The following is a 20,560-nucleotide window of genomic DNA, read 5'->3' as shown; positions in this document are numbered from 1 at the left end:
CGAACCCTCGCCAACACAGCGGCAACGTCACGCGTGGGCACGTGGTGCCCACCCTACCGGCTGCAAATACGAACGTGGCGTGGGCACGTGGTGCCTACGCCGGCCGCGCCCACCCCACTGGCTGTGCAGAACGTAGGGTGGGCACACTGTGCCCACGCGTAACGCCGACACACCGGATACGTCACGCGTGGGCACATGGTGCCTACGCCGGCCGCGCCCGCTATTAGCCGTCCTGCGCGGCTGCGGGCACCGCCAGCATGACCTTCACGCGCTGGCGCACGAAGTTGATGTGGCTGCGCAGCCCGTACAAGGCATCGGCATACGCCAGCGGGATCGAGATGTGGTTGACGCGCTGCTCGATGTCGTCGAGGCGGCGCAGCAGCTCCGCGCGCGCCTCGTCGCGGTGCGCGTCCCCCGCATTCTCCAGCGCCTGCTCGACGGCGCGCAACTGGCCGTACCAGCGGTACACGCGCGAGCGGATGCGCCATACGTACAGCGGCGGCACGATCTTCGACAACGGGATGATCAATGCCGCCAGCGCCACGACGACGACCCACAGCCGGTCGAACAGGTTCGCCAGCCAGAACGACAGGTAGCGCTGCAGGAACGGCGGGCCGTCGCGGTAGTACTTGGCCGCTTCGCGCGCCACCGGGATCTCGGTGTAGCGCGGCGACGGGAACTGCCCCTGCTGCTGGAACCAGCCCGTGCCGCCGTGGATCTCCGTGGCCGCCTTGACGAACAGGTCCACCAGCGCCGGATGCAGGTCCGCGCGCGCGACGAGGGTCGCGGTCGGCGCGATCAGGTCGATGTTGCGCGCGGGGATGTCGCGCCCGAGGTCGACGATCCCGCGCGGCAGCACGACGTGCGTCAGGAACGGCAGCCGGCGCGAGTACGCCTCGGCCTGGTGGAAATCGAACAGGCGGATGCCCGGCGTCTGCAACAGCATCTGGATCAGCGGCGCTTCCGGGGCCGAGCTGAACACGAGGCCGTCGATATGCCCCGCCAACAATTCCACCGTGGCGGGCGTGTTCTCGAGCGAGGACGTGGTCAGCTGGCCCGGCTCCAGGCCGTTCACGGCCAGCACCTGGCGGAACAGCTTGGGCACGCCCGTGCCTTCCGGACCGAGGTTGATGCGCAGGCCCTTCAATTGCGTGATGCTGCGCACGTCGAGCTTGCGCCCGCGCGCGTCGCGCTCGCGCAGGAACAGCCAGACGGGTTCCGTGAACAGGCTGCCGAGGGAAACGAGGCCGCGGCGCTCCGCCTGCGCCTCGCTCGTCGAGCCGCTCTGCACGAAGGCGATGTCGGCCTTGCCGTCGATGAGGCGCTGCAGGTTGTCTTCCGAACCGGGCGAGCGCTGCTGCTCGACCTTGATGCCGTCGCGCGCCAGGATGACGCCGTACTGGCGGCCGAATTCCTCGTACGCGCTGTTCTCCTGCCCCGTCGCGAGGACGACGTGGCGCGGCGGCGCCGGGTCGACGACGATGTACGCGACGATGCAGGCGGCCAGCACGAGCACGGCCGTCGGCGCCACCGCCAGCAGCAGGTCGCGCAACGATACGAGGCTGAATTTACGCAGCGGGAGCCGCTTCATGCGGCCCGGCTCCCGTGCGCCGGGTTAGCGCACCCGGCGCTCACTGCAGCACTTCTTCGACGGCGGGCGGCTTGGCACGCGACGTCCTGGGCGGCGTATCCGCTTCGGCCGCGGGCTTCGCGGCCGGCTTGTGCACGGCGGGTCTGGCGTGGCCCTCCGCGTCGCCCTTGTGGACGACGGGTGGTCTGGCCGGGACGTGTTCGTCGGCCGCGGGCTTGTGCGGCGCGGCGTGCGCGCCCTCGCCCACTGCCTTCGGATGCGTCTCGCCGGCCGGCTTGACGGCGGGCTTCTCGGCCGGCTTCGCACCGGCCTTGGCGGCCGGGGCGGCATCGGCATCGGCGGGCGCCGCGTCCGCCGGCACGGCCTGCTCGGTATCGCGGGCGACGGCGTCCGCCGGTCCCGCCGGCGCCGGCGCGGCGCGCTCGACGTGCAGGCCCGGGATGGTCACGGTGTCCTGGTGCGCGATCATCGGCATCAGGCTCGGGGCCAGCGTCACCAGCAACTGCACCGGCAGCGCGCTCGTGAAATCGTAGTGGGCCGAGTCCGGACCATGGACGTACGCCGTCATGCTGCCGAAGAAGCGCTCGCCGATGTTGAACACGAACGTGGCGGAGCGGTTCACGTAGCGCGACTCGATCAGGCGGTGGCCGGCGCCGTAGACGTCGAAGCGCTGGTCGCCCGTGCCGGTCTTGCCGCCCAGCGCGATCACGCTGCCGTCTTCCTTGACGAAGGCGGTCTTGACGCGCTTGGCCGTGCCTTCCTGCACGACGCCGCGGATGGCGTTGACGACTGCGCGCGCCACCAGGGGATTCAGCACCCGCTCGCCCTTCTCCGCGTCGCTGCGCTTGACGAGGGTCTCGTACGGCGTGTCCTTGGCGAAGTGCAGCGAATCGATGCGCTGCGTGGGCTTGCGCACGCCGCCGTTGATGAGGATGCCCATCAGCTCGGCCAGCGCGATCGGACGGTCGGCCGATGCGCCCAGGGTCGTCGCGTACGACGGCACGAGCGAGTCGAACGGATAGCCCATCTTCTTCCACTGCGCGTGGATCTTGAGGAAGGCTTCGACCTCGATCAGGCCGGCGATGCGCTTGTCCTGGGCGTGCTTGCGGTGCGTCTTGAACAGCCAGGAATAGACTTCCTGGCGCTGCTTCGTCGACGCGGCGACGACCTCGTCCCAGCCGGCTTTCGGATGGGTGCGGAAATAACCGACGAGCCACAGCTCGAGCGGGTGCACGGAGGCGACGTAGCCGCGGTCGGCCAGCGACATGTTCGCGACCGAGTACTGGTCGTACATCTTGGCGATGCGCTCGTCGTCGACCTCGGCCTCGGCCGGCAGATACTTATGCAGGAACTTCGCGAACTCGTCCGGCGACGCGTCCGGGTAGATCGTGCGGTGCACGGCCGCGATCTTCGAGGCCTTGATGCGCACGCCCTGCATCAGCGCCGTCTCGATCTCGTCCCAGTTCTTGCCGCGGTACTTGTTCCAGAAGCGCGCCAGGAAGTCCTTGCCTTCGCGGTCGGCGAAGCGCGACAGGTATTCGGCGCGGCGCGGGTCGTCGGCGTCGGCCAGCAACTGGGCGGACGAACCGGGCAGCTGGAACATGTAGTAGCGCACGACGTCGCGCATCAGGCGCACGAACACGAGGTTCGTCGAGTGCTGCAGCGCCTCCTGCACGGTGAGGATGCGGCTGTCGTCCAGCTTGCTGAAGTTGCCGAAGATGTGCACGCCGCCACCGGTGAAGAACGCTTCGCCCGGGTTGCCCGAATACTTGCGCTCCATCGCCGCGCCCAGCATCGGCACGAGGCCGCGGTCGGCGCCGTCCGGCAACGCCTTGAAGTAGTCGACGGCCCACTGGCTCAGCCGGTCTTTCGGATCGACGGTGACCTTCGCGAGTTCCGCCTTCGACATCGGCTCGTAGCGCTGGTGCAGCTGGTCGATGATGTCGAGGTAGGTCGTCAGCGTGCGCAGCTTCGCGGTCGAGCCGAGGTCGAGCTTGGCGCCCTCGTTGATGTCGAGCGGCTGGTCGTAGTTGTCGGTCTGGACGCGCAGGTAGTTGGCCTTGTCGCCGCGCTCCATCAGCGTGAAGCTGTACACGACCTTGGACGGGTCGCCGTTGCCCAGCATGCCCTTGCCCGTCAGGCCGGCGGCGGCCGCGGCTTCGTTGTCGGTCAGCTTGCGCAAGGCGGCCGTGACGGCTCTCTGCGCATCGGCGTTCAACGTCGTCACGACGGAGAGGTCGAGGCGGTCGAGGTTGTACAGGCGCGAGTCGCCCAGCAGGGTCGCCAGGTGGTTGCGCACGGCGTTGGCGGCCTTGCGCGTGACGAACGTGTTCGCCGGCGGCGGCGCCACGCCCGAACCCAGCGCGGGATGCAGCACGGTGGCGAGCGCGGCGTCGCGCAGCTGGGGCGAGATCACGCCCGCCTGCGCCAGCACGCGCAGGTGCGAGTTCGTGAGGGTCTCGAGATCCTTTTCGCCGGCGCCCAGGTAGTAGGCCGGGCGGCGCTGCGCGATCATCAGCGACAGCGCTTCCTTGTAGACGAGCGCGAAGTCGGGGGTGACCTGCGCATTTGCCTGGTTATTGGACAGGACGCGGTTGACGTCATTGAAATCGCGGCCGTACCAGACCCACATGCCGTCGCCGATGCCGTTCACTTCGCCGTAGCCGAGCTTGGCCGACAGCGGCACGGTGTTCAGGTATTCGAGCACGATGTGGCGCCGGGTCTTGCTCGTGTCCTCGCCGTCCTGGTAGGAACGCAGCGTGGCCGAGGCCATCTGGCGCAGCTTGTCGCCCAGCGACGCCGTGCGGCCTTCCGGCGAATGGCGGTACTTTTCGATCTGCGTGGCGAGCGTGCTGCCGCCGGCGACGCGGCCGCCGCCGCCCAGGCCCACCGCATGGACCGTCTTGTCGAACACGGCTTTCGAGAAGCGGTCCCATTCGACGGCCGGGTTGCGCTTGGGATAAGTCGTGTCGAGCAGTTCGCGGTTCTCGATGAACAGCAGGCTCTTCACGAGAACCTGCGGCGCGGCGTCGAACCGTTCGTACAGGCGCTCGGGGAAGCGGGCCGAGAACAGCGGCGCGCCGCTGCTGTCGAGGATGTCGAGGCCGGCGCGCGTCTTTTCGCGGTACGTTGCAAACAGGCCGAGGTCGGCCATCTGCAGCATCTTGGGCGACATGCGCGCCTGTTCGACGACGACGTAGTCGCGCGTCTTGAGCTTGGCCAGGTAGTTCGGCAGGTTGGAGTAGCCGAGGCGCTCGTCGTACGGGCTCGCCTGCGGGAAGCGGATCGCGTTGCTGGGCCCCTTGCCGACGCGGTAGGTGAGCTTGCTCGCCAGGCCGGCGAAGAAGCGCGCTTCCAGCGCCGACGTGCGGCTTTCGTACACGCCCACGGCGGACACGGCGGCCACCACGAGCAGCAGCAGGACGAGCATGGCGCGTTTGGTCCTGCGCCAGCGCCGCTTGGGCGGCGCCGGCTGCTGTGGCGGCGGCGCGGCGCCGTCGCCGGTGTCGGCGTCCGGATCGAGCGCGGGCTCGAGACTGGGTTCCAATCGCGGCGGCATGATACGAACGGGAACATCCTGCTCGGCCGCCATGGCGGGCACGCCGGCGAGAGAGGGTTGCACCGGCGCGGCCCCACCAAAGAAGCGGTGGAATGCGCGGGCGAAGAAGCGGGGCCGTCGGAGACGGCGAATACTATCCATGATGGCTCAACCGGTTTGAAACACGCCTGCAAATCCCGTCAACCTGCTCGCCATCCTGCTGCTGGTCGGTTCGAGTGATCCCAGGTCGTAAAAGTTCACAAAGCAGGTGGCGACCTCACTCTGGATCGTCCCTGCTCACAAACATCATTCCACCACATCAATGTGACATGCAGGAACCACACATGCAGTTTTTTGACGTCGCCCTGCCATTTTCGCAAAAAAACAACGGCTCAGTTTGCCCGGCTGTCCACGGGCGGCAACGGCTGTGTTTCCACTTCCATACGTTCGAGCGCGGCGCACATGTCGGCCCACGCCGCATCGACCTGTTCCGGCTCGCCTTTCACGCCCAATTCGATATGGCGCCGCGTGTGCGCATCGCCCACGCTGGGCAGGCTGAACACGCGCACGCCGGGGTAGCGCGCCTCCAGCGATTCCATCAGCGGCGTGAGCGCCGCTTCGGCCTGTTCGTACACCAGCAACGCCCGTTCGCGCCGGGGCTCGCGGTGGAAGCGGTCGGCATACAGGGTATCGAGCACCCACGCGATCATCGGCCACGCCATCACGGGAAAGCCGGGCACGAAGTGGTGCTGCGCCACCGTGAAGCCGGGGATGCGGTTGTAGGGATTCGGGATCAGGCGTGCGCCCGCGGGGAATTCGGCCATCTTGAGGCGCTGCAGGTTCTCGGGGGCGCGCAGGTCGGCGTCGGCACCCGCGGTCTCGCGGATGCGCTCCTCGACCAGCGTACGCCCTTCCGGATGCAGTTCGAGCGGCACGCCGAGCGCCGCGGCGGCGCACTGGCGCGTGTGGTCGTCCGGCGTGGCGCCGATGCCGCCGCAGGAAAACACGACGTCGGGTCCGGCGAACGTGCGCGTCAACAGCGCCGTGATGCGCGCGGGTTCGTCGCCCACGACCTCGGCCCAGGACAGGCGCAGGCCGCGCTCGCCCAGCAACTCGATGACCTTGGGCAGGTGCTGGTCGCGCCGCTTCCCGGACAGGATTTCGTCGCCGATGATGATGAGGCCGAATGCCATGCGTACCTCCTTCCGGTTCCAGTGTGCCACAGTGCGCCGCAGCCTGCCGCGCGCATTGGCCGAGCTTCGGCTGCGTGCACCGACGGTCAGGGCACGATGTCTTTCAGGACCTGTCCGGCGCGCAGGTCGGCCAGCGCCTGCAGGCAAAAGTACTGGAACCACAGGCCCGTGAAGATGAAGATGATGAGGTAGAGCCAGATCGACAGCACGGCCAGCACGGGGAACAGCACCACCGAGAACAGCGCGCCGCCCACCCACGCGACGCCCGGCAGCGCGCCGAGCAGGCCGGACACGGTGCCGATCAGCAGCAGCGACCGGCGCTGCGCGTGCACGATCGTGCGGCGCTCCTCGAGGCTCGCGTGGATGGCGAGCGCGTCGTAGCTCATCACGCGCGCCGTGAGCCAGCCCCACAGCACCGCCTGCACGATGAGGGCGACGGGCGCCAGCGCGTACAGCGGCAGGGTGACGAGCCACAGCAGCGCGAATACGACGATGCCCGACAGGTTCACGCCGAGGCTGCCCAGGAAGCTGCCGCCTTCCCTGCGTTCGAGCGCCGGAAACTGCACGCGGCTGACGTGGCGCGCAATGGCCGGCATCGCGCCCACGCCGATGAACAGCAGCGACGTGATGATCATCAGCGGCAGCAGCACGAGCATCGCCACGAGCGGGATCACGAGCGTCTTCAAGAAGCCGAGGCCCAGCGTGGCGAGGATGCCGTTGCTCGTCTCGAACAGGCCGTAGTCGGCGAACAGCGCGTGCAGCCAGTCCAGCAACGGCTGCATGCCGGCGTACAGCAGGCCGCCCCACAAGGCCAGCGACAGCAGCAGCGGCACGATGGACAGGAGCAGCATGCGTCCCGAAAACTGGGAGCGCAGCGCGCGGCCGTAGGCGATGGCGACGGGGCGCATCATGCCGCGTTGCGCCGGCTGCCGGCTTCCATCAAGCGCACGAGACCGAGCCACTGCTGGCGCCAGAAACCGCGCCCGTAGTCGCGCGCGGGCCGGCTGGAGCCGTCCGGATTCGTGCGCGCGAACTGGTCGCGCACGCCGGTGCCGTGCCAGCCGGCGGCGAAGTTGGCGGTGCCGAAGACCAGGTCCCACACGGGCAGCAGCACGCCGAAATTGCAGCCGCCCAGCTCATGCCCTGGCGATTCGTGGCCGACGCCGACGGCGTGATGCGTGCGGTGGAAGCGCGGCGACACGAGCAGGCGCTCGCCGAGACGGCCGAAGTGGATGCGCACGTTCGCGTGCTGCAGGCTTTGCAGGCCGCGCGAGACCGATACCAGCAGCACGTACTGGCTCGGCGCCACGCCGATCGCGAGCGCGAGGACGGCCATGTAGACGTCGCGCAGCAGGTCGTCCAGCAGGTGGTTGCGGTCGTCGCTCCAGAGGTTCATGTTCAGCTGGCTGTGGTGCAGGCTGTGCAGCGCCCACCACCAGCGGAACCGGTGCTGGCCGCGGTGGAACCAGTAATCGAAGAAGTCCAGCACGACGAGGTACAGCAGGAAGCTGGCGAGCGGGTGGAAGCCCGTCATGAGCCCTTCCAGGTTGAACGGGTGGACGCCTTCCAAGCGCAGCAGGCCGGCGACGTGGTCCAGCACGGGGTCGAGCGTGAAGAACACGGCCATGCCGAACAGGCCGAGGCGGTGGATCAGCGTGTAGATGAAATCGTTCCAGCGCGCGGCGCGGTCCGTCATCTCCTGCACGGGGATGACGGCTTCCAGCGGACGCAGCACGAGATACAGGGCCGCCACTTCGCAGGCGCCGGCGAGGAACCACTCGACGCCCTCGAAGGCGTCTTCGAGGTATTCGCCGAGGCCCATGGCGAACATCGCCGGTTCGACCATGTGCTCGAACAGCCATCCCTGCAGGAAGGCGAACCAATCGAGGAAGTGCTGGATCATGTGTCTTTCAGTGTGTCGGTCGGGATCAACGCCAATCAAGGCTGCATGCGGCGGTAGTCCGGATGCTCCCTCAGTGTAGCGAAACAGAAGCCTTTGCGCTCGAGCCCGGAGATGAGCGGCTCGAGGTTCGCGGGCATCCACGGGTCCTTGCGCGACCAGATGCCCATGTGCGCCATGAAGATGTCGCCGTCCTTCAGGTTGTCCAGCGCGCGCCTGAGGAGCACGTCGTTCGGGAATTTGTCGCTGGACGTCTCGTCGCCCGAGAAACCGGCCGGCGCCCAGCCCACGTGCCGGTAGCCGCATGCCTTGGCGGCCGCCAGGATGTTGGGCGAGCTGTGGCCGCCCGGCGTGCGGAAGATCGGGTCGAGGTGGCGGCCGGTGAGCTGCGCGAAGCGCGTGTCGACGCGGCGCAGTTCATCGCAGTACTGCTGCTGCGTCCACGTTTCCCGTTGGCCGGCGTGGGCGCCGAACTGCGGCTTGACGACGATGCGCCCGCCGGCCGCGTCGCGCTGGAAGTAGACGTGGTCGAACGTGTGGCTGCCGAACGCGTGGCCTTCCGCCACGCGCGCCTTCCAGAAGCCGGCCCAGGACGGATCGAGCGACCAGTCGCCACGCACCGTCTTTTCGTTGGCGAGGAAGAACGTGGCCTTGATGCGGTGGCGGCGCAGCGTGTCGGCGATCAGGTCGGCCTGCGACTGGCTGCCCGTGTCGAACGTCAGGTAGATCGTGCCCTTGCACGCGGGCGCCTCGTCGGGCTGTGCCGCCGCCTGGGCGATCGAGGTGGCCGCCAGCAGCGCCACGGCCGCGGCGTACGGGGACCGCGCCATCACAGCCGCGGCGCCGCGTTGGCGAAGAACACGCCGTGCGGCGAACGGCCGACCGGGATCAGCTTGATCACCTTGCGGCTCGCCACGTCGATCACCGCGACCTTCTTGATCCAGCGGAGGGTCACCCACAGCGTCTTGCCGTCGGCCGTGAGTTCCATGCAGTCCGGACCGCCCGGCACCGGGATCATGCCGACGTTTTCCAGCGTGACCTGGTCGATGATGTTGATCGAATTCTGCACGCGGTTCGACACGAACACGTGGCGGCGGTCGCCCGCGGCGCGGAAGTTGTGGGCGCCGTTACCAGTCTTGATGCGCTTGACGGTCTTTTGCGCGCGCCAGTCGATCACCTCGACGTAGTCGCTGCCCATGATCCCGACGAGCAGGTACTTGTCGTCCGGCGTCATCGTGATGCCGGCCGGGAGCTTGCCGACCGGGAGCGTCCATTTGACGGCCTGCGTCCTGAGGTCGATCGCGCTGACCTGGTCGCTGCCCTGCTGCGTGACGAACGCCGTCGTGCTGTTCGCATCGAACGCGATGTGGCTGGGCATGCGCGCGAGCGGCAGCCGTTTGCTGAGCGTGAGGCTGGCGCCGTCGTAGCGGTAGATGTCGACGTGGTCCATGCGCAGCGCCGCCGACACAAACCACTTCTGGTCCGGGGAGAAGCCGATCTGGTACGGATCGAGCACGCCCGGCAGGCGGCGCTGCACCTTCCCGGTGACGGGGTCGAGGAAGACCAGCTCGTTGCCGGCGGAACTGGCGACGATCAGCGACTTGTTGTCCGGCGTGGCCATCAGGTGATGCGGCTCCTTGCCGACAGCGAACGTGCCGTTGTCGGCGCCCGTCGCCTGGTCGAGCAGCTGGACGGTGGCATCGCGCGAATTGAGCACGACCACGACATTCGCATCGGCGGCCTGGATGGCCGAAAACAATGAGAAACCGAAAATGAGAGACTGGTGGAAGCGACGCAGCATGGAACGGCACGAGCCCAGGAGGAAAAGCTTTATTCTAAGGGGAAACTTGAACACCCCGTAGCGCCGGGCACCGCAATCGCACGCGGGCGGCGCGCCGCCGCAACACAGTGGCCAGGACGTCAATGGCACTTTGACAGGCCATGCACTACAATCGGCCTTTCACTCTGAACAACAAGGGAAAACCATGTCCATCACCACCACGAATTCCGGCTTGCAATATGAAGACACCGTCGTCGGCAGCGGCGCCGAGGCGAAGGCCGGCAACCACGTGACCGTGCACTACACCGGCTGGCTGCAGAACGACGACGGCAGCACCGGCGTCAAGTTCGACTCCAGCAAAGACCGCAACGACCCGTTCCAGTTCCCGCTGGGCGCCGGCCACGTGATCCGCGGCTGGGACGAAGGCGTGCAGGGCATGAAGGTCGGCGGCGCGCGCCGCCTGATCATCCCGGCGAGCCTCGGCTACGGCGCACGCGGCGCGGGCGGCGTGATTCCGCCGAATGCCACCTTGATCTTCGACGTCGAGCTGCTGGACGTTTGATTTACGTCTGCGCCTGGTGGGCACAGGGTGCCCACCCTACGGTCGCGTCGACGTAGGGCGGGCACCCGAGCCCATCAGGCAGCTGCAGGGTGGGCTCCCCGAGCCCACGGAGCTGTAGGGTGGGCTCCCCGAGCCCACGAAGCAGACCGAGCAATTCTTCTAAAAACCCGCCGAACGGGGTGTGATCCCGACACGATGCGCTAAGATGCCCGCACATCGTCAAAGGAGTTACCATGAGTTTGCAAGAACAGTTCGCCCAGGCCCAGCTCGATTCGAAGAACCTGCCGGAGCGTCCGGACAATATGACCCTGCTGAAGATCTACGCGCTGTTCAAGCAGGCGTCGAGCGGCGACGTCGGCGGCGAGCGTCCCGGCTTCACCGACATGGTCGGCCGCGCCAAGTACGACGCCTGGGCCGCGCTGAAAGGCACGGCGCAGGACGAGGCGATGCAGCAGTACGTCGACCTGATCGACGAACTGAAGGACCAGTAATCAGGCGTTGAACGTCTTGCGCATGCTTTCCCCCACCTTCTGTTCGATGGTGGACGCGAAGGCACTCATCAGGAAGCCCAGCTTGATGCGCAACGCGGCCTGGCGCTCGCCCAGGGTGAGCGCCCCTTCGACGCCGCTGCGCGCGAAACGCAGTACGTCGCCCTCCCATTGGCAACTCAATCCATATTCACGGGCCAGCTTGTCCGCCACCTTCTGCGCGGCGGCGCGCGCGTCGGTCTGACTCAGGCTGTGCGGCTGGGTGATGCTGATGTCCGGCATGCGATTTCCTTACTGATTCAAATCAAACAAGCCCGCCATCATGCCAGTTGATGGGCGCAAAGGCCAGCGCTTGCCTGGAGAATAATCAATTGATGAGCCTCAATGTCGCTATCGGGTAAGGGGCGACCATGCCTCGTATGCATCAAGGAGGAAGCGATCATGGACTCATCCGCCCCCACCCGCCGCCCGCGGTTGCCCGTCGGGTTCGTGCCGACGCCGAGCAGCGCCTACCGCCAGCACCGCAAGGCCGCGCAGCTGCTCGACCAGCCGGGCAAGCCGCGCCCGCAGGCCGGCCCCGGCAGCCCCTCGGCGCCCGAAGCCGGCCAGCCGGCCGACGTCCCCCTGCCCTACGCGTCCGGCGCGCGCGTGCTGATGTGGAAGCAGGACCCGTCGGTCGACGAGATCGGCACGCGCAAGGTGTTCCTGCCCGGCGTCGTGCTGGCCGGCCCGCGCGACGCGCGCATCGTGCTGGCGTCGGGCGATACCGCCATCCCGCCCGTCGAACCGAATGCCTTCGGCGACTTCGTGACGATGCCGGACACCCCGCAGTTCGACGCCGTCCACACGTTCGCCGTCGTGCGCCAGACCTTGACGATGTACCAGCGCGCGCTGTCGACGGCGGGCAGCGCGATGCCCCTGCCCTGGCAGTGGAACAGCAGCACGGACACGTCGCCGCTGCAGGTCTGGCCGTACGGCCTGCCGAACGTGATGAACGCCTATTACAGCCGCGCGCAGGCCTGCCTGAAATTCGGCGACTTCGTCCCCGGCGGAGACACGGCGCGCGTCTACACGTGCCGCTCGTTCGACATCGTCTCGCACGAGACCGGGCACGCCGTGCTGGACGGCCTCAAGCCGCAATGGCTGCTGGCCGACAATCCGCCGCAGACGGGCGGCCTGCATGAGTCGTTCGGCGACCTGACGGCGATCTTCCTGGCGCTGTCGCAGCTCGACCAATGCGACGCCGTCGTCGCCCAGACCAAGGCGCACCTGCACGATAAAACCTTCCTGGCCGACATCGCCGAGCAGTTCGGCCTGGCCCTGGGCAGCACGACCGGCCTGCGCAATGCCGACAACGACCTGACCCTGTCGCAGGCCGGCACCGAGGTGCACGCGATCTCGCAAGTGTTCACGGGGGCCGTCTACGACATCCTGGCCGACGTGTTCGCCTTCGAGCGCAATCCCGCGCTGGAAGATTGCGCCAGCGTCCTGCACCGGGTCGCCGGCTGGCTGCGCGGGCTCGTGCTGCGCGCGCTGATCGCCGCGCCGGACGCGGCCGCCACGTATGCCGACGTGGCCAACGAGATGCTGCGCATCGCAAACGACGACGGCAAGCCGCAGCCGGTCATCAACGCCATCCGCGACCGCTTCGCCCAGCGCGAAGTGTTCGCCGTGACGGACGCGCCCGGCGCCCGCCAGGACCGGCGCGCCTGCTGCGGCACGATGAACCTCGCCGAGTACTACGACGTCGAACGGGTGCTGCAGGCGGAAGCGGATGCGCTGGCGCGCTGGTGCGCCGAACACGGCCGGCTCGGGCCCGCCGGCGCAACCCCGCCGGCGACGCAGACATCCCTGGCGCTGACGACCGTCACGGTGACGGATGCCGCCGGAACGGCCGTCGCGACGACCGCGGTCGTCGACCTGCCCGCGTCGACATGACCCGCCCGACGGGCCCGTTTCCCGGGCCTGCCGGGGCCGCCAGCGCACATTTGCTTATGTGTATTGTGTATAAGCCTGATTTGTCGTAGAAGCAGAATTGCCCTAAAATACAGTGCTTTGCCGCGTCCGGCGAACGGGCGCGTCGGAAAACCTGCTGCGCGTTGCACTGTCATTTTGCGATGCTCGCTGTACTGCTCGTACGGCTGCGCTTCTCGAATGCCATTGCTGCCGCTCGCGAGGGTTTTTCGAGGTGCCCGAACGTTCCCTGTAAAAGTCACGCGCCGCCGCCTCCACTCACTGATAGGACTGTTATGACCCACGTTGTCACCGAATCGTGCATCCGTTGTCGCTATACCGACTGCGTGGATGTATGCCCGGTAGATTGTTTCCGGGAAGGCCCGAATTTCCTCGCCATTGACCCGGACGAGTGCATCGACTGCGCCGTGTGCGTGGCGGAGTGCCCGGTCAACGCGATCTACGCGGAAGAGGACGTGCCGTCGGACCAGCAGCAATTCATCAAGCTCAACGTCGAGCTGGCGCGCCACTGGCCGTCCATCACCAAGACCAAGCCGGCCCTGCCCGACGCGGAGGAGTGGAAGGACGTCAAGAGCAAGCTGGACCAACTGGCCCGCTAAACAACTTCAGACCCAACTCAGTATCAGGGTCGCGCCAAACCGTAGCGAGCGGCGGCAGAAGTGGTCGAGAAGCGCAGCCGTACTGGCGTACGGCGCGCATCGCAGGCCGCTTTGCAACGCGCAGCAGGTTCGGCGTGCCCCCTTCATAGGAAATTAGCATGACTACGACCCCCGAAGCGGGCACCATCGCTCCCAACAGCTCCTTTGCCGGCGCCATCGAAGCCGATGCCGTGATCATCGGCGCGGGCCCGGTCGGCCTGTTCCAGGTGTTCGAGCTGGGCCTGCTGGAGATCAAGGCCCACGTGATCGATTCGCTGCCGGCCGTCGGCGGCCAGTGCGTGGAACTGTACCCGGACAAGCCGATTTACGACATCCCGGCCGTGCCCGTCTGCACCGGCCAGGAACTGACCGACAACCTGCTCAAGCAGATCGAGCCGTTCGAGCCGACCTTCCACCTGGGCCAGGAAGTCACGACCGTCCAGCGCCGTGAAGACCACCGCTTCAACGTCGAGACCTCGACCGGCACCCGCTTCATCACCAAGACCATCTTCATCGCGGCCGGCGTCGGTTCGTTCCAGGCGCGCACGATCAAGGTCGACGGCATCGAGAAGTTCGACAACAGCCAGCTGTTCTACCGCGTCAAGGATCCGAGCCTGTTCGAAGGCAAGAACCTCGTCATCTGCGGCGGCGGCGACTCCGCGCTGGACTGGGCGCTGAACTTCGTCGGCAAGGCCGAGTCCGTCGTGCTGGTGCACCGCCGCGAAGATTTCCGCGCCGCGCCCGCGTCCGTCGCCAAGATGAAGCAGCTGTGCGAAGAGTACGAAATGCAGCTGATCACCGGCCAGGTCACCGGCTTCGACGAAAAGGACGGCCAGCTGTCCGAAGTCAAGGTCACCGGTGCCGACGGCGTGACCCGCCGCGTGCCGCTGGACATGCTGATGGTGTTCTTCGGCCTGTCGCCGAAGCTGGGCCCGATCGCCGAATGGGGCCTGGACATCGAACGCCGCCAGCTCAAGGTCGTGGACACGGAAAAGTTCGAGACCAACGTGCCGGGCATCTTCGCCGTGGGCGACATCAACACCTACCCGGGCAAGAAGAAGCTGATCCTGTCGGGCTTCCACGAAGCCGCGCTGGCCGCCTTCGGCGCCGCGCCGTACATCTTCCCGGACAAGAAGATTCACATGCAGTACACGACGACCTCGCCGAAACTGCACAAGATCCTCGGCGTCGAGACACCCGTGTTCGACTGATCGTTCCGTAACGCCGGTACGACGAAAATGCCCCGCCCGTGCGGGGCATTTTTCTTATGTAGTGCACTTAACGAACCGGGTCCGGACAATGTGATACTAATGGTGCAATGCAGTAATAACTGATTTTGACTCAGGCTCGATGTTGCCCCGCGCCAAGCCGAATGAGCCTATAATTGATCGAACACGTTGCGCAATCGATTTCAGGTGCGCACAGAGTCATGAAGGAAAAAATTATGCTTTACCAACTGCACGAAATGCAACGCTCCTTCCTGAACCCGCTGATGCAGTGGGCCGATGCCTCTGCCAAACTGTTTTCGAATCCGGTTTCACCGTTCGCGCACACCCCGTTCTCGCAGCGTATCGCTGCCGGCTACGAGCTGATGTACCGCCTCGGCAAGGACTACGATAAACCTGCTTTCGGCCTGAACTCGACCATCATCGACGGGAAGACGGTCGGCATCGTTGAACGCGCGGTCGTCAGCAAGCCGTTCTGCAAGCTGCTGCACTTCAAGAAGGACATGAACGACGGCGACTTCGCCGCGCTCGAACAGCCGACGGTGCTCGTCGTGGCCCCGCTGTCCGGCCACCATTCGACGCTGCTGCGCGACACCGTCCGCGCGCTGCTGCCCGGCCAGGATGTCTACATCACCGACTGGGTCGACGCGCGCATGGTGCCGATGTCGGACGGCCCGTTCCACCTGGACGACTACATCTATTATGTCCAGGATTTCATCCGCCACCTGGGCCCGGACGTCCACGTGATCTCCGTCTGCCAGCCGACCGTGCCCGTGCTGGCCGCGATCTCGCTGATGGCGACGAACAAGGACGCGAAACTGCCCAAGACAATGGTCATGATGGGCGGTCCGATCGACCCGCGCAAATCGCCGACGGCCGTCAACGACCTGGCCATCGAAAAACCGTTCTCGTGGTTCGAGAACACGGTGATCTATGCCGTGCCGGGCAATTACCCGGGCTTCGGCCGCAAGGTCTATCCTGGCTTCCTGCAGCACGCCGGCTTCATCGCCATGAACCCGGGCCGCCACGCCCAGAGCCACCGCGAGTTCTACCAGCACCTGATGCGCGGCGACGACGATTCGGCGGAAGCACACCGCAAGTTCTACGACGAGTACAACGCCGTCCTCGACATGCCAGCCGAGTACTACCTGGAAACGATCAAAACGGTATTCCAGGAATTCCGCCTGCCCAAGGGCACGTGGGAAGTGGGCGGCCAACTCGTGCGTCCGCAGGACATCAAGGACGTCGCGCTGTTCACCATCGAAGGCGAGCTGGACGACATTTCCGGCGCCGGCCAGACCCACGCCGCACACGAGCTGTGCAGCGGCATCCCGGCCGACAAGCAGCAGACGTTCACGGCACCGAAGTGCGGCCACTACGGCATCTTCTCCGGCCGCCGCTGGCGCGAAATCATCTGCCCGATGATCGGCGAGTTCATCCGCAAGAACGCCTGAGCGTTGCCTGCACCCATAAAAATGCCGCGGCCGAAACCGCGGCATTTTTCATTGCGGCGCCAGGCGCCGGCAGGTCAGGCGGCGCGGGCGTACGTGCCGCCCGCCTCGATGGTCCAATGCAGTCCGAACCGGTCGATGACGACGCCATAGTGCTCGGCCAATGTCGTCGCGCGCAAGGGCACGCGGATATTGCCGCCCTCGCCGAGCGCCTGCAGCACCCGGCCGGCCTCGTCCGCGCTCGCCAACTGCAGGCTCACCGAAAAGCCGCGGAAGGCCAGGTCGCCGGCATGCTCCGCGCCGGACAGGTACAGGGTGGTGGAACCGACGCGCAATCCTGCACGCAGGATCATGCCCGGGCTGCCGGGTTGCAGGTATTGCGGCGGACCGTCGGGCACCGCTGTCAGCTGGAACAATACCTCGGCGTGGAGAATGTCACGATAAAAGGACAGGGCTTCGGCGCACAGGCCGGGAAAATAGATCGTTGGAATCGCTTGCATGAAAGTCGTTGAATCCATGAATGGAAAGTGGATGGCCCACCGAGCGACCTTCTTGCGATCGACGGGAAGGAAGTCGGGCCTCGCTTACGTTACTTGCGCTCGGCAGGAATACGTGGTTCACGATGGCCTCCTTTCTTCTGTTGATGGCGCGTCAAGTCTAAAGCAGATTGCTGCCGGGCTCAAGACGCAAAAGCCGCTCCCGCGTCGGCAGGAACGGCCAGGCGACTCACCTGCCGGGGCCGCCGTCAAGGCAGCCCGCGGCGTCAGTGATTGATGATCAGGTCCGCGATAATGCCGGTGGCAACGGCCGCCAGCACGTAATCGCCACCCGTCTGCACCCAGTGGTAGCCCCGTGGTGGCGGCCGCAGATTGTGGTCGCGCCAGTTATCCACGACATATTGATGGTTGCGGTAGCGGCTCGGCAGATGGCCGCCGCGGCGGATGTCGTGGTTGGGTCCGGCACCATCCCAACGGCGGTCGCCGCCATGACCCTCGTCGCCGTAACGGCCGCCGCCGCGGGCCTGGTAGCCGTCGCGGCGGTCGTCATTGCGGCGATCGTTGCCGCGCCAGTCGCTGCGGTCGTTGCCGTGCCGGTCGCTGCGGTCGCCGCGGTCGTGGTCGCGCTGGCTGTACGGTCCGTCGCCACGGCGGCTGTCGTCGCGGTCGCCGCCGTGATAACGGTCCTGGGCAAAGCTCGATGCGCCGGCCGCGCTCAGCAGCGCCGCCAGCAACGTGGACATCGCGAGGTGCTTCCTGTTCATAAGACCCTCCATGTAGTTCATTGCCTGGACACCAGTAGACCACCGGACTCAGCCTGCATCCGTTCGTTGCAGCACGAAACCATGCAAATTGGATTAACCGCCGGCATCGGAGGGGCATTTCGACTGGCTCGGGCTTTTAGCGGATAATGTCGGTTTATCCAGTTTCGAACCAGCATCGCCGTGACCAAGACGCTCGCCGACCAGATCGAAGACCTGCTGCCGCAGACCCAGTGCACCAAGTGCGGCTATCCCGCCTGCCGCCCGTATGCGGAAGCGATCGCGCGCGGCGAGGCCGGGATCAACCAGTGCCCGCCCGGCGGCATGGAAGGCGTCGCGCGGCTGGCGCGGGTCACCGGGCGGCCCGTCATTCCGATCAACCCGGCCAACGGCGTCGAGCGTCCGCGCCCCGTCGCCTTCATCGACGAAAGCCTGTGCATCGGCTGCACCTTGTGCATCCAGGCGTGCCCCGTCGACGCGATCCTCGGCGCGGCCAAGCAGATGCACACGATCATCCCGAGCCTGTGCACGGGCTGCGACCTGTGCGTGGCGCCCTGCCCGGTCGACTGCATCGCCATGATCCCGCTCACGGACGACCCGGCCGGCGAACCCACCGGCTGGGCCGCGTGGTCGCAGGAACAGGCCGACGCGGCCCGTGCGCGCCACGACTTCCGCAGCGCGCGCCTGCGCCGCGAAAAGGAAGAGAACGACGCGCGCCTGGCCGCCAAGGCCGTCGAAAAGATGCGCGCCGTGACGGCGGAAGAGACGAATACGGCGGAAGAGCTGGCGGAAAAGGAACGCAAGCGCGCGATCATCGCCGCCGCCATCGAGCGCGCGAAGCAGAAGGCCGCCACGCCGCCCGCTCCGGACAACAAAGAATAAGCACCGATGAATCCCGCCAAACGCCTCGAGATCTTCACGCGCTTCCGCAACGCCAATCCGCATCCCACCACCGAGCTCGAATACACGACGCCGTTCGAACTCCTGATCGCCGTGCTGCTGTCCGCGCAATCGACGGACGTCGGCGTCAACAAGGCCACGCGCCGCCTGTACCCGGTCGCGAACACGCCGCAGGCTATCCTCGACCTGGGCCTGGACGAACTCAAGACATACATCTCGACGATCGGCCTGTACAACAACAAGGCGAAGAACGTCATCGCCACGTGCGAGATCCTCGTGAACCAGTACGGCGGCGAAGTACCGCAGTCGCGCGAGGCGCTGGAGGCCCTGCCCGGCGTGGGCCGCAAGACGGCGAACGTCGTGCTGAACACCGCGTTCGGCGAACCGACGATGGCCGTCGACACGCACATCTTCCGCGTCGCGAACCGGACGAAGATCGCGCCCGGGAAGAACGTCGACGACGTCGAACGGAAGCTGCTGAAATTCGTGCCGAAGGAATTCCTGCACGACGCGCACCACTGGCTGATCCTGCACGGCCGCTACACGTGCGTGGCGCGCACGCCCAAGTGCTGGAACTGCATCATCAACGACCTGTGCGAATACAAGGACAAGACGCCGGCGCCGAAGGACGCGTGATGCCGGATCGTCAAGCATGGCCGGCGGCGGAGGTCTCCGGTATCATCCGGGGATGAACGAGATTTCTTTCCTTCCGTTTGTCATTGGCGTCGCCGGCGGAAGCGGCAGCGGCAAGTCGACGGTGTCCCAACAGGTGCTGGCCTCCTTCGGCGCCGACATGGTCTCGGTCGTGATGCAGGACGACTACTACCGCGACCAGTCTGACCTTCCGCCCGAAGTCCGCCGCAAGCAGAATTACGACCATCCCGACGCCTTCGACTGGCCGCTGCTGGTACGGCACGTCCAGGCCTTGCGCAACGGCGAAACGATCGCGATGCCGGAGTACGACTTCACGATCGACAACCGCTCCACCAGAACCATTCCGGTCAAGCCGGCCCCGGTCGTCGTGATCGAAGGCCTGTTCGCCTTGTACGACGCGGACCTGCGCGACATGATGTCGCTGAAAATCTTCGTCGACACCGCTCCCGACGTCCGCTTCATCCGGCGCATGCAGCGCGATATCGCCGAACGTGGCCGTTCACTGGAGAGCATCGTCGGCCAGTACCTGGACACCGTGCGGCCGATGCACAAGCAATTCATCGAACCGACCAAGCGCCACGCGGATGTCATTTTGCCCCACGGCGCGAACGGCCCGGCCGTCGACATCATCACCACCAAGGTCGCGAGCGTCATCGGCCGGTTGCGGCGGCCCTGACGCGTGGACCGGGGTGATGCCGTTCACTTCGTGAGGACCAGCGAAAAGAAAATCCGGGTCGGCCCGTTCGACAACTTGAAGAACAGCTTGTTGCGGCCCTTCCTGAAGTGCACCACGCGCGTGCCTTCGTTCAGGTTGTAGTCGCGCACAAAGGTGTTCTTCGTCTCGTAGACCAGGCCGAAGAACGAGTCCTTGTTGACGTTCCCGCCTTTCCAGACCAGCCGGTCGTTGAGCCACAGTTGCGCATCGTCGTCCGCGCCGACCCAGATCGTCAGGTCCTGCTCCGCGTCGAGCATCAACTCCGTATAGCCGTAATACACGGCGTCTTCCGCGTGCACGGGCGGTTCGAGGGGATAGTGCGCCATGTCGACGTAATCCCATTTGACGAGGCGTCCGCCCTTGCCGCGATATGCAGCGTCCAGCACGACGCCCTGCTCGGGCGGATGGCGGTAATTGGCAAACAGCCCTTCGCCGTGCCGCCCGTCGAATGGACCGATCACGTACCAGCGGTTGACCCAGACGCGGTTCGCATACGTGCCGCCGGGGCCGATCATTGTGCCCGCGCCCTTGACCATGGTCGCCGCGTCGACGGTCGGAACGTGCGCGGCGCCACCGCCGAAGAAGGCGCCCATGCGGCCGGTGTAGGCCTGCGTCGCGCGATCCGGCATGTCGGGATTCGCGAACGCGACGATCCGCTCCAGCGCCCCGCTGCCGATGCCTTGTCCGGGCTG

20 protein-coding genes are annotated in these 20,560 nt (G+C 66.4%); 9 read left to right on the top strand and 11 right to left on the bottom strand.

Features of this window, described 5'->3' with window-relative positions:
• Positions 1 to 223: 223 nt before the first annotated feature.
• The 7 genes from ASC93_RS06515 to ASC93_RS06485 form a co-directional block, all read right to left on the bottom strand.
• The gene (locus ASC93_RS06515; protein ID WP_056438946.1) at positions 224 to 1,591 is read right to left on the bottom strand and encodes a TAXI family TRAP transporter solute-binding subunit; all 1,368 of its coding nucleotides are present in this window, start codon (positions 1,589 to 1,591) and stop codon (positions 224 to 226) included.
• Between the two features lie 40 nt (positions 1,592 to 1,631).
• Complete coding sequence (locus tag ASC93_RS06510; RefSeq protein WP_229412633.1) at positions 1,632 to 5,021, bottom strand: transglycosylase domain-containing protein; 3,390 nt, start codon at positions 5,019 to 5,021, stop codon at positions 1,632 to 1,634.
• A gap of 500 nt (positions 5,022 to 5,521) precedes the next feature.
• Positions 5,522 to 6,322, bottom strand: a complete 801-nt coding sequence (locus ASC93_RS06505) for a molybdopterin-binding protein (RefSeq protein ID WP_056438940.1) — start codon at positions 6,320 to 6,322, stop codon at positions 5,522 to 5,524.
• An 86-nt stretch (positions 6,323 to 6,408) separates the two neighbouring features.
• Entirely contained in the window at positions 6,409 to 7,233 is an 825-nt protein-coding gene (locus ASC93_RS06500) for an EI24 domain-containing protein (protein WP_307188977.1), read from the bottom strand.
• Complete coding sequence (locus ASC93_RS06495; protein WP_056438937.1) at positions 7,230 to 8,225, bottom strand: sterol desaturase family protein; 996 nt, start codon at positions 8,223 to 8,225, stop codon at positions 7,230 to 7,232. The genes ASC93_RS06500 and ASC93_RS06495 overlap by 4 nt, the downstream gene beginning before the upstream one ends.
• A gap of 35 nt (positions 8,226 to 8,260) precedes the next feature.
• A complete protein-coding gene (locus ASC93_RS06490; RefSeq protein ID WP_056438934.1) occupies positions 8,261 to 9,052 on the bottom strand; it encodes a polysaccharide deacetylase family protein in 792 nt (263 codons plus the stop codon).
• On the bottom strand, positions 9,052 to 10,023 hold the full coding sequence (locus ASC93_RS06485) for a beta-propeller fold lactonase family protein (RefSeq protein WP_056438931.1): 972 nt from the start codon (positions 10,021 to 10,023) through the stop codon (positions 9,052 to 9,054). The genes ASC93_RS06490 and ASC93_RS06485 overlap by 1 nt, the downstream gene beginning before the upstream one ends.
• Positions 10,024 to 10,207: 184 nt before the next feature.
• Here ASC93_RS06485 and ASC93_RS06480 point away from each other — a divergent pair, with 184 nt between their 5' ends.
• Together ASC93_RS06480 and ASC93_RS06470 are read left to right on the top strand one after the other, a co-directional pair.
• Positions 10,208 to 10,564, top strand: a complete 357-nt coding sequence (locus ASC93_RS06480) for an FKBP-type peptidyl-prolyl cis-trans isomerase (protein WP_056438928.1) — start codon at positions 10,208 to 10,210, stop codon at positions 10,562 to 10,564.
• A gap of 233 nt (positions 10,565 to 10,797) precedes the next feature.
• Positions 10,798 to 11,055, top strand: a complete 258-nt coding sequence (locus ASC93_RS06470; protein ID WP_056438922.1) for an acyl-CoA-binding protein — start codon at positions 10,798 to 10,800, stop codon at positions 11,053 to 11,055.
• Here ASC93_RS06470 and ASC93_RS06465 read toward each other — a convergent pair whose 3' ends face one another.
• Positions 11,056 to 11,334 carry a polyhydroxyalkanoic acid system family protein gene (locus tag ASC93_RS06465; RefSeq protein WP_056438919.1) on the bottom strand — a complete coding sequence of 93 codons (279 nt, stop codon included), beginning with the start codon at positions 11,332 to 11,334 and terminating at the stop codon, positions 11,056 to 11,058.
• Positions 11,335 to 11,493: 159 nt separating this feature from the next.
• Between ASC93_RS06465 and ASC93_RS06460 the strand changes: the two genes are divergently transcribed.
• From ASC93_RS06460 to ASC93_RS06445, 4 genes are all read left to right on the top strand, one after another.
• A complete protein-coding gene (locus ASC93_RS06460) occupies positions 11,494 to 12,990 on the top strand; it encodes a hypothetical protein (protein ID WP_229412621.1) in 1,497 nt (498 codons plus the stop codon).
• Between the two features lie 311 nt (positions 12,991 to 13,301).
• A complete protein-coding gene (fdxA, locus tag ASC93_RS06455) occupies positions 13,302 to 13,625 on the top strand; it encodes a ferredoxin FdxA (RefSeq protein WP_056438916.1) in 324 nt (107 codons plus the stop codon).
• Between the two features lie 158 nt (positions 13,626 to 13,783).
• Positions 13,784 to 14,875, top strand: a complete 1,092-nt coding sequence (locus ASC93_RS06450; protein WP_056438915.1) for an NAD(P)/FAD-dependent oxidoreductase — start codon at positions 13,784 to 13,786, stop codon at positions 14,873 to 14,875.
• A 233-nt stretch (positions 14,876 to 15,108) separates the two neighbouring features.
• A complete protein-coding gene (locus tag ASC93_RS06445; protein WP_056438910.1) occupies positions 15,109 to 16,344 on the top strand; it encodes a polyhydroxyalkanoate depolymerase in 1,236 nt (411 codons plus the stop codon).
• 74 nt (positions 16,345 to 16,418) lie between these two features.
• Here the strand turns inward: ASC93_RS06445 and ASC93_RS06440 are convergent, their stop codons facing one another.
• Entirely contained in the window at positions 16,419 to 16,841 is a 423-nt protein-coding gene (locus ASC93_RS06440) for a VOC family protein (protein WP_056438907.1), read from the bottom strand.
• Between the two features lie 263 nt (positions 16,842 to 17,104).
• A complete protein-coding gene (locus ASC93_RS06435; protein ID WP_056438904.1) occupies positions 17,105 to 17,602 on the bottom strand; it encodes an RcnB family protein in 498 nt (165 codons plus the stop codon).
• Between the two features lie 180 nt (positions 17,603 to 17,782).
• Between ASC93_RS06435 and rsxB the strand changes: the two genes are divergently transcribed.
• Genes rsxB through udk form a run of 3 tightly spaced genes read left to right on the top strand, consistent with a single transcriptional unit; the run spans position 17,783 to position 19,829 of the window.
• Positions 17,783 to 18,481 carry an electron transport complex subunit RsxB gene (gene rsxB, locus ASC93_RS06430; RefSeq protein WP_056438901.1) on the top strand — a complete coding sequence of 233 codons (699 nt, stop codon included), beginning with the start codon at positions 17,783 to 17,785 and terminating at the stop codon, positions 18,479 to 18,481.
• Positions 18,482 to 18,487: 6 nt separating this feature from the next.
• On the top strand, positions 18,488 to 19,135 hold the full coding sequence (nth, locus tag ASC93_RS06425; RefSeq protein WP_056438898.1) for an endonuclease III: 648 nt from the start codon (positions 18,488 to 18,490) through the stop codon (positions 19,133 to 19,135).
• A gap of 52 nt (positions 19,136 to 19,187) precedes the next feature.
• Positions 19,188 to 19,829, top strand: coding sequence for a uridine kinase (gene udk, locus ASC93_RS06420; protein WP_056438894.1), 642 nt, complete (start codon positions 19,188 to 19,190; stop codon positions 19,827 to 19,829).
• A gap of 23 nt (positions 19,830 to 19,852) precedes the next feature.
• Here udk and ASC93_RS06415 read toward each other — a convergent pair.
• Positions 19,853 to 20,560, bottom strand: a 708-nt coding sequence (locus ASC93_RS06415) for a hypothetical protein (RefSeq protein ID WP_200958277.1), incomplete at its 5' end; no start/stop codon positions are given.

The organism is Massilia sp. Root335 (assembly GCF_001425685.1).
Classification (GTDB): domain Bacteria; phylum Pseudomonadota; class Gammaproteobacteria; order Burkholderiales; family Burkholderiaceae_D; genus Telluria; species Telluria luteola.
Note: the sequence above shows the minus strand (reverse complement) of the source record. Positions and strands in the feature narration are given on the sequence as shown.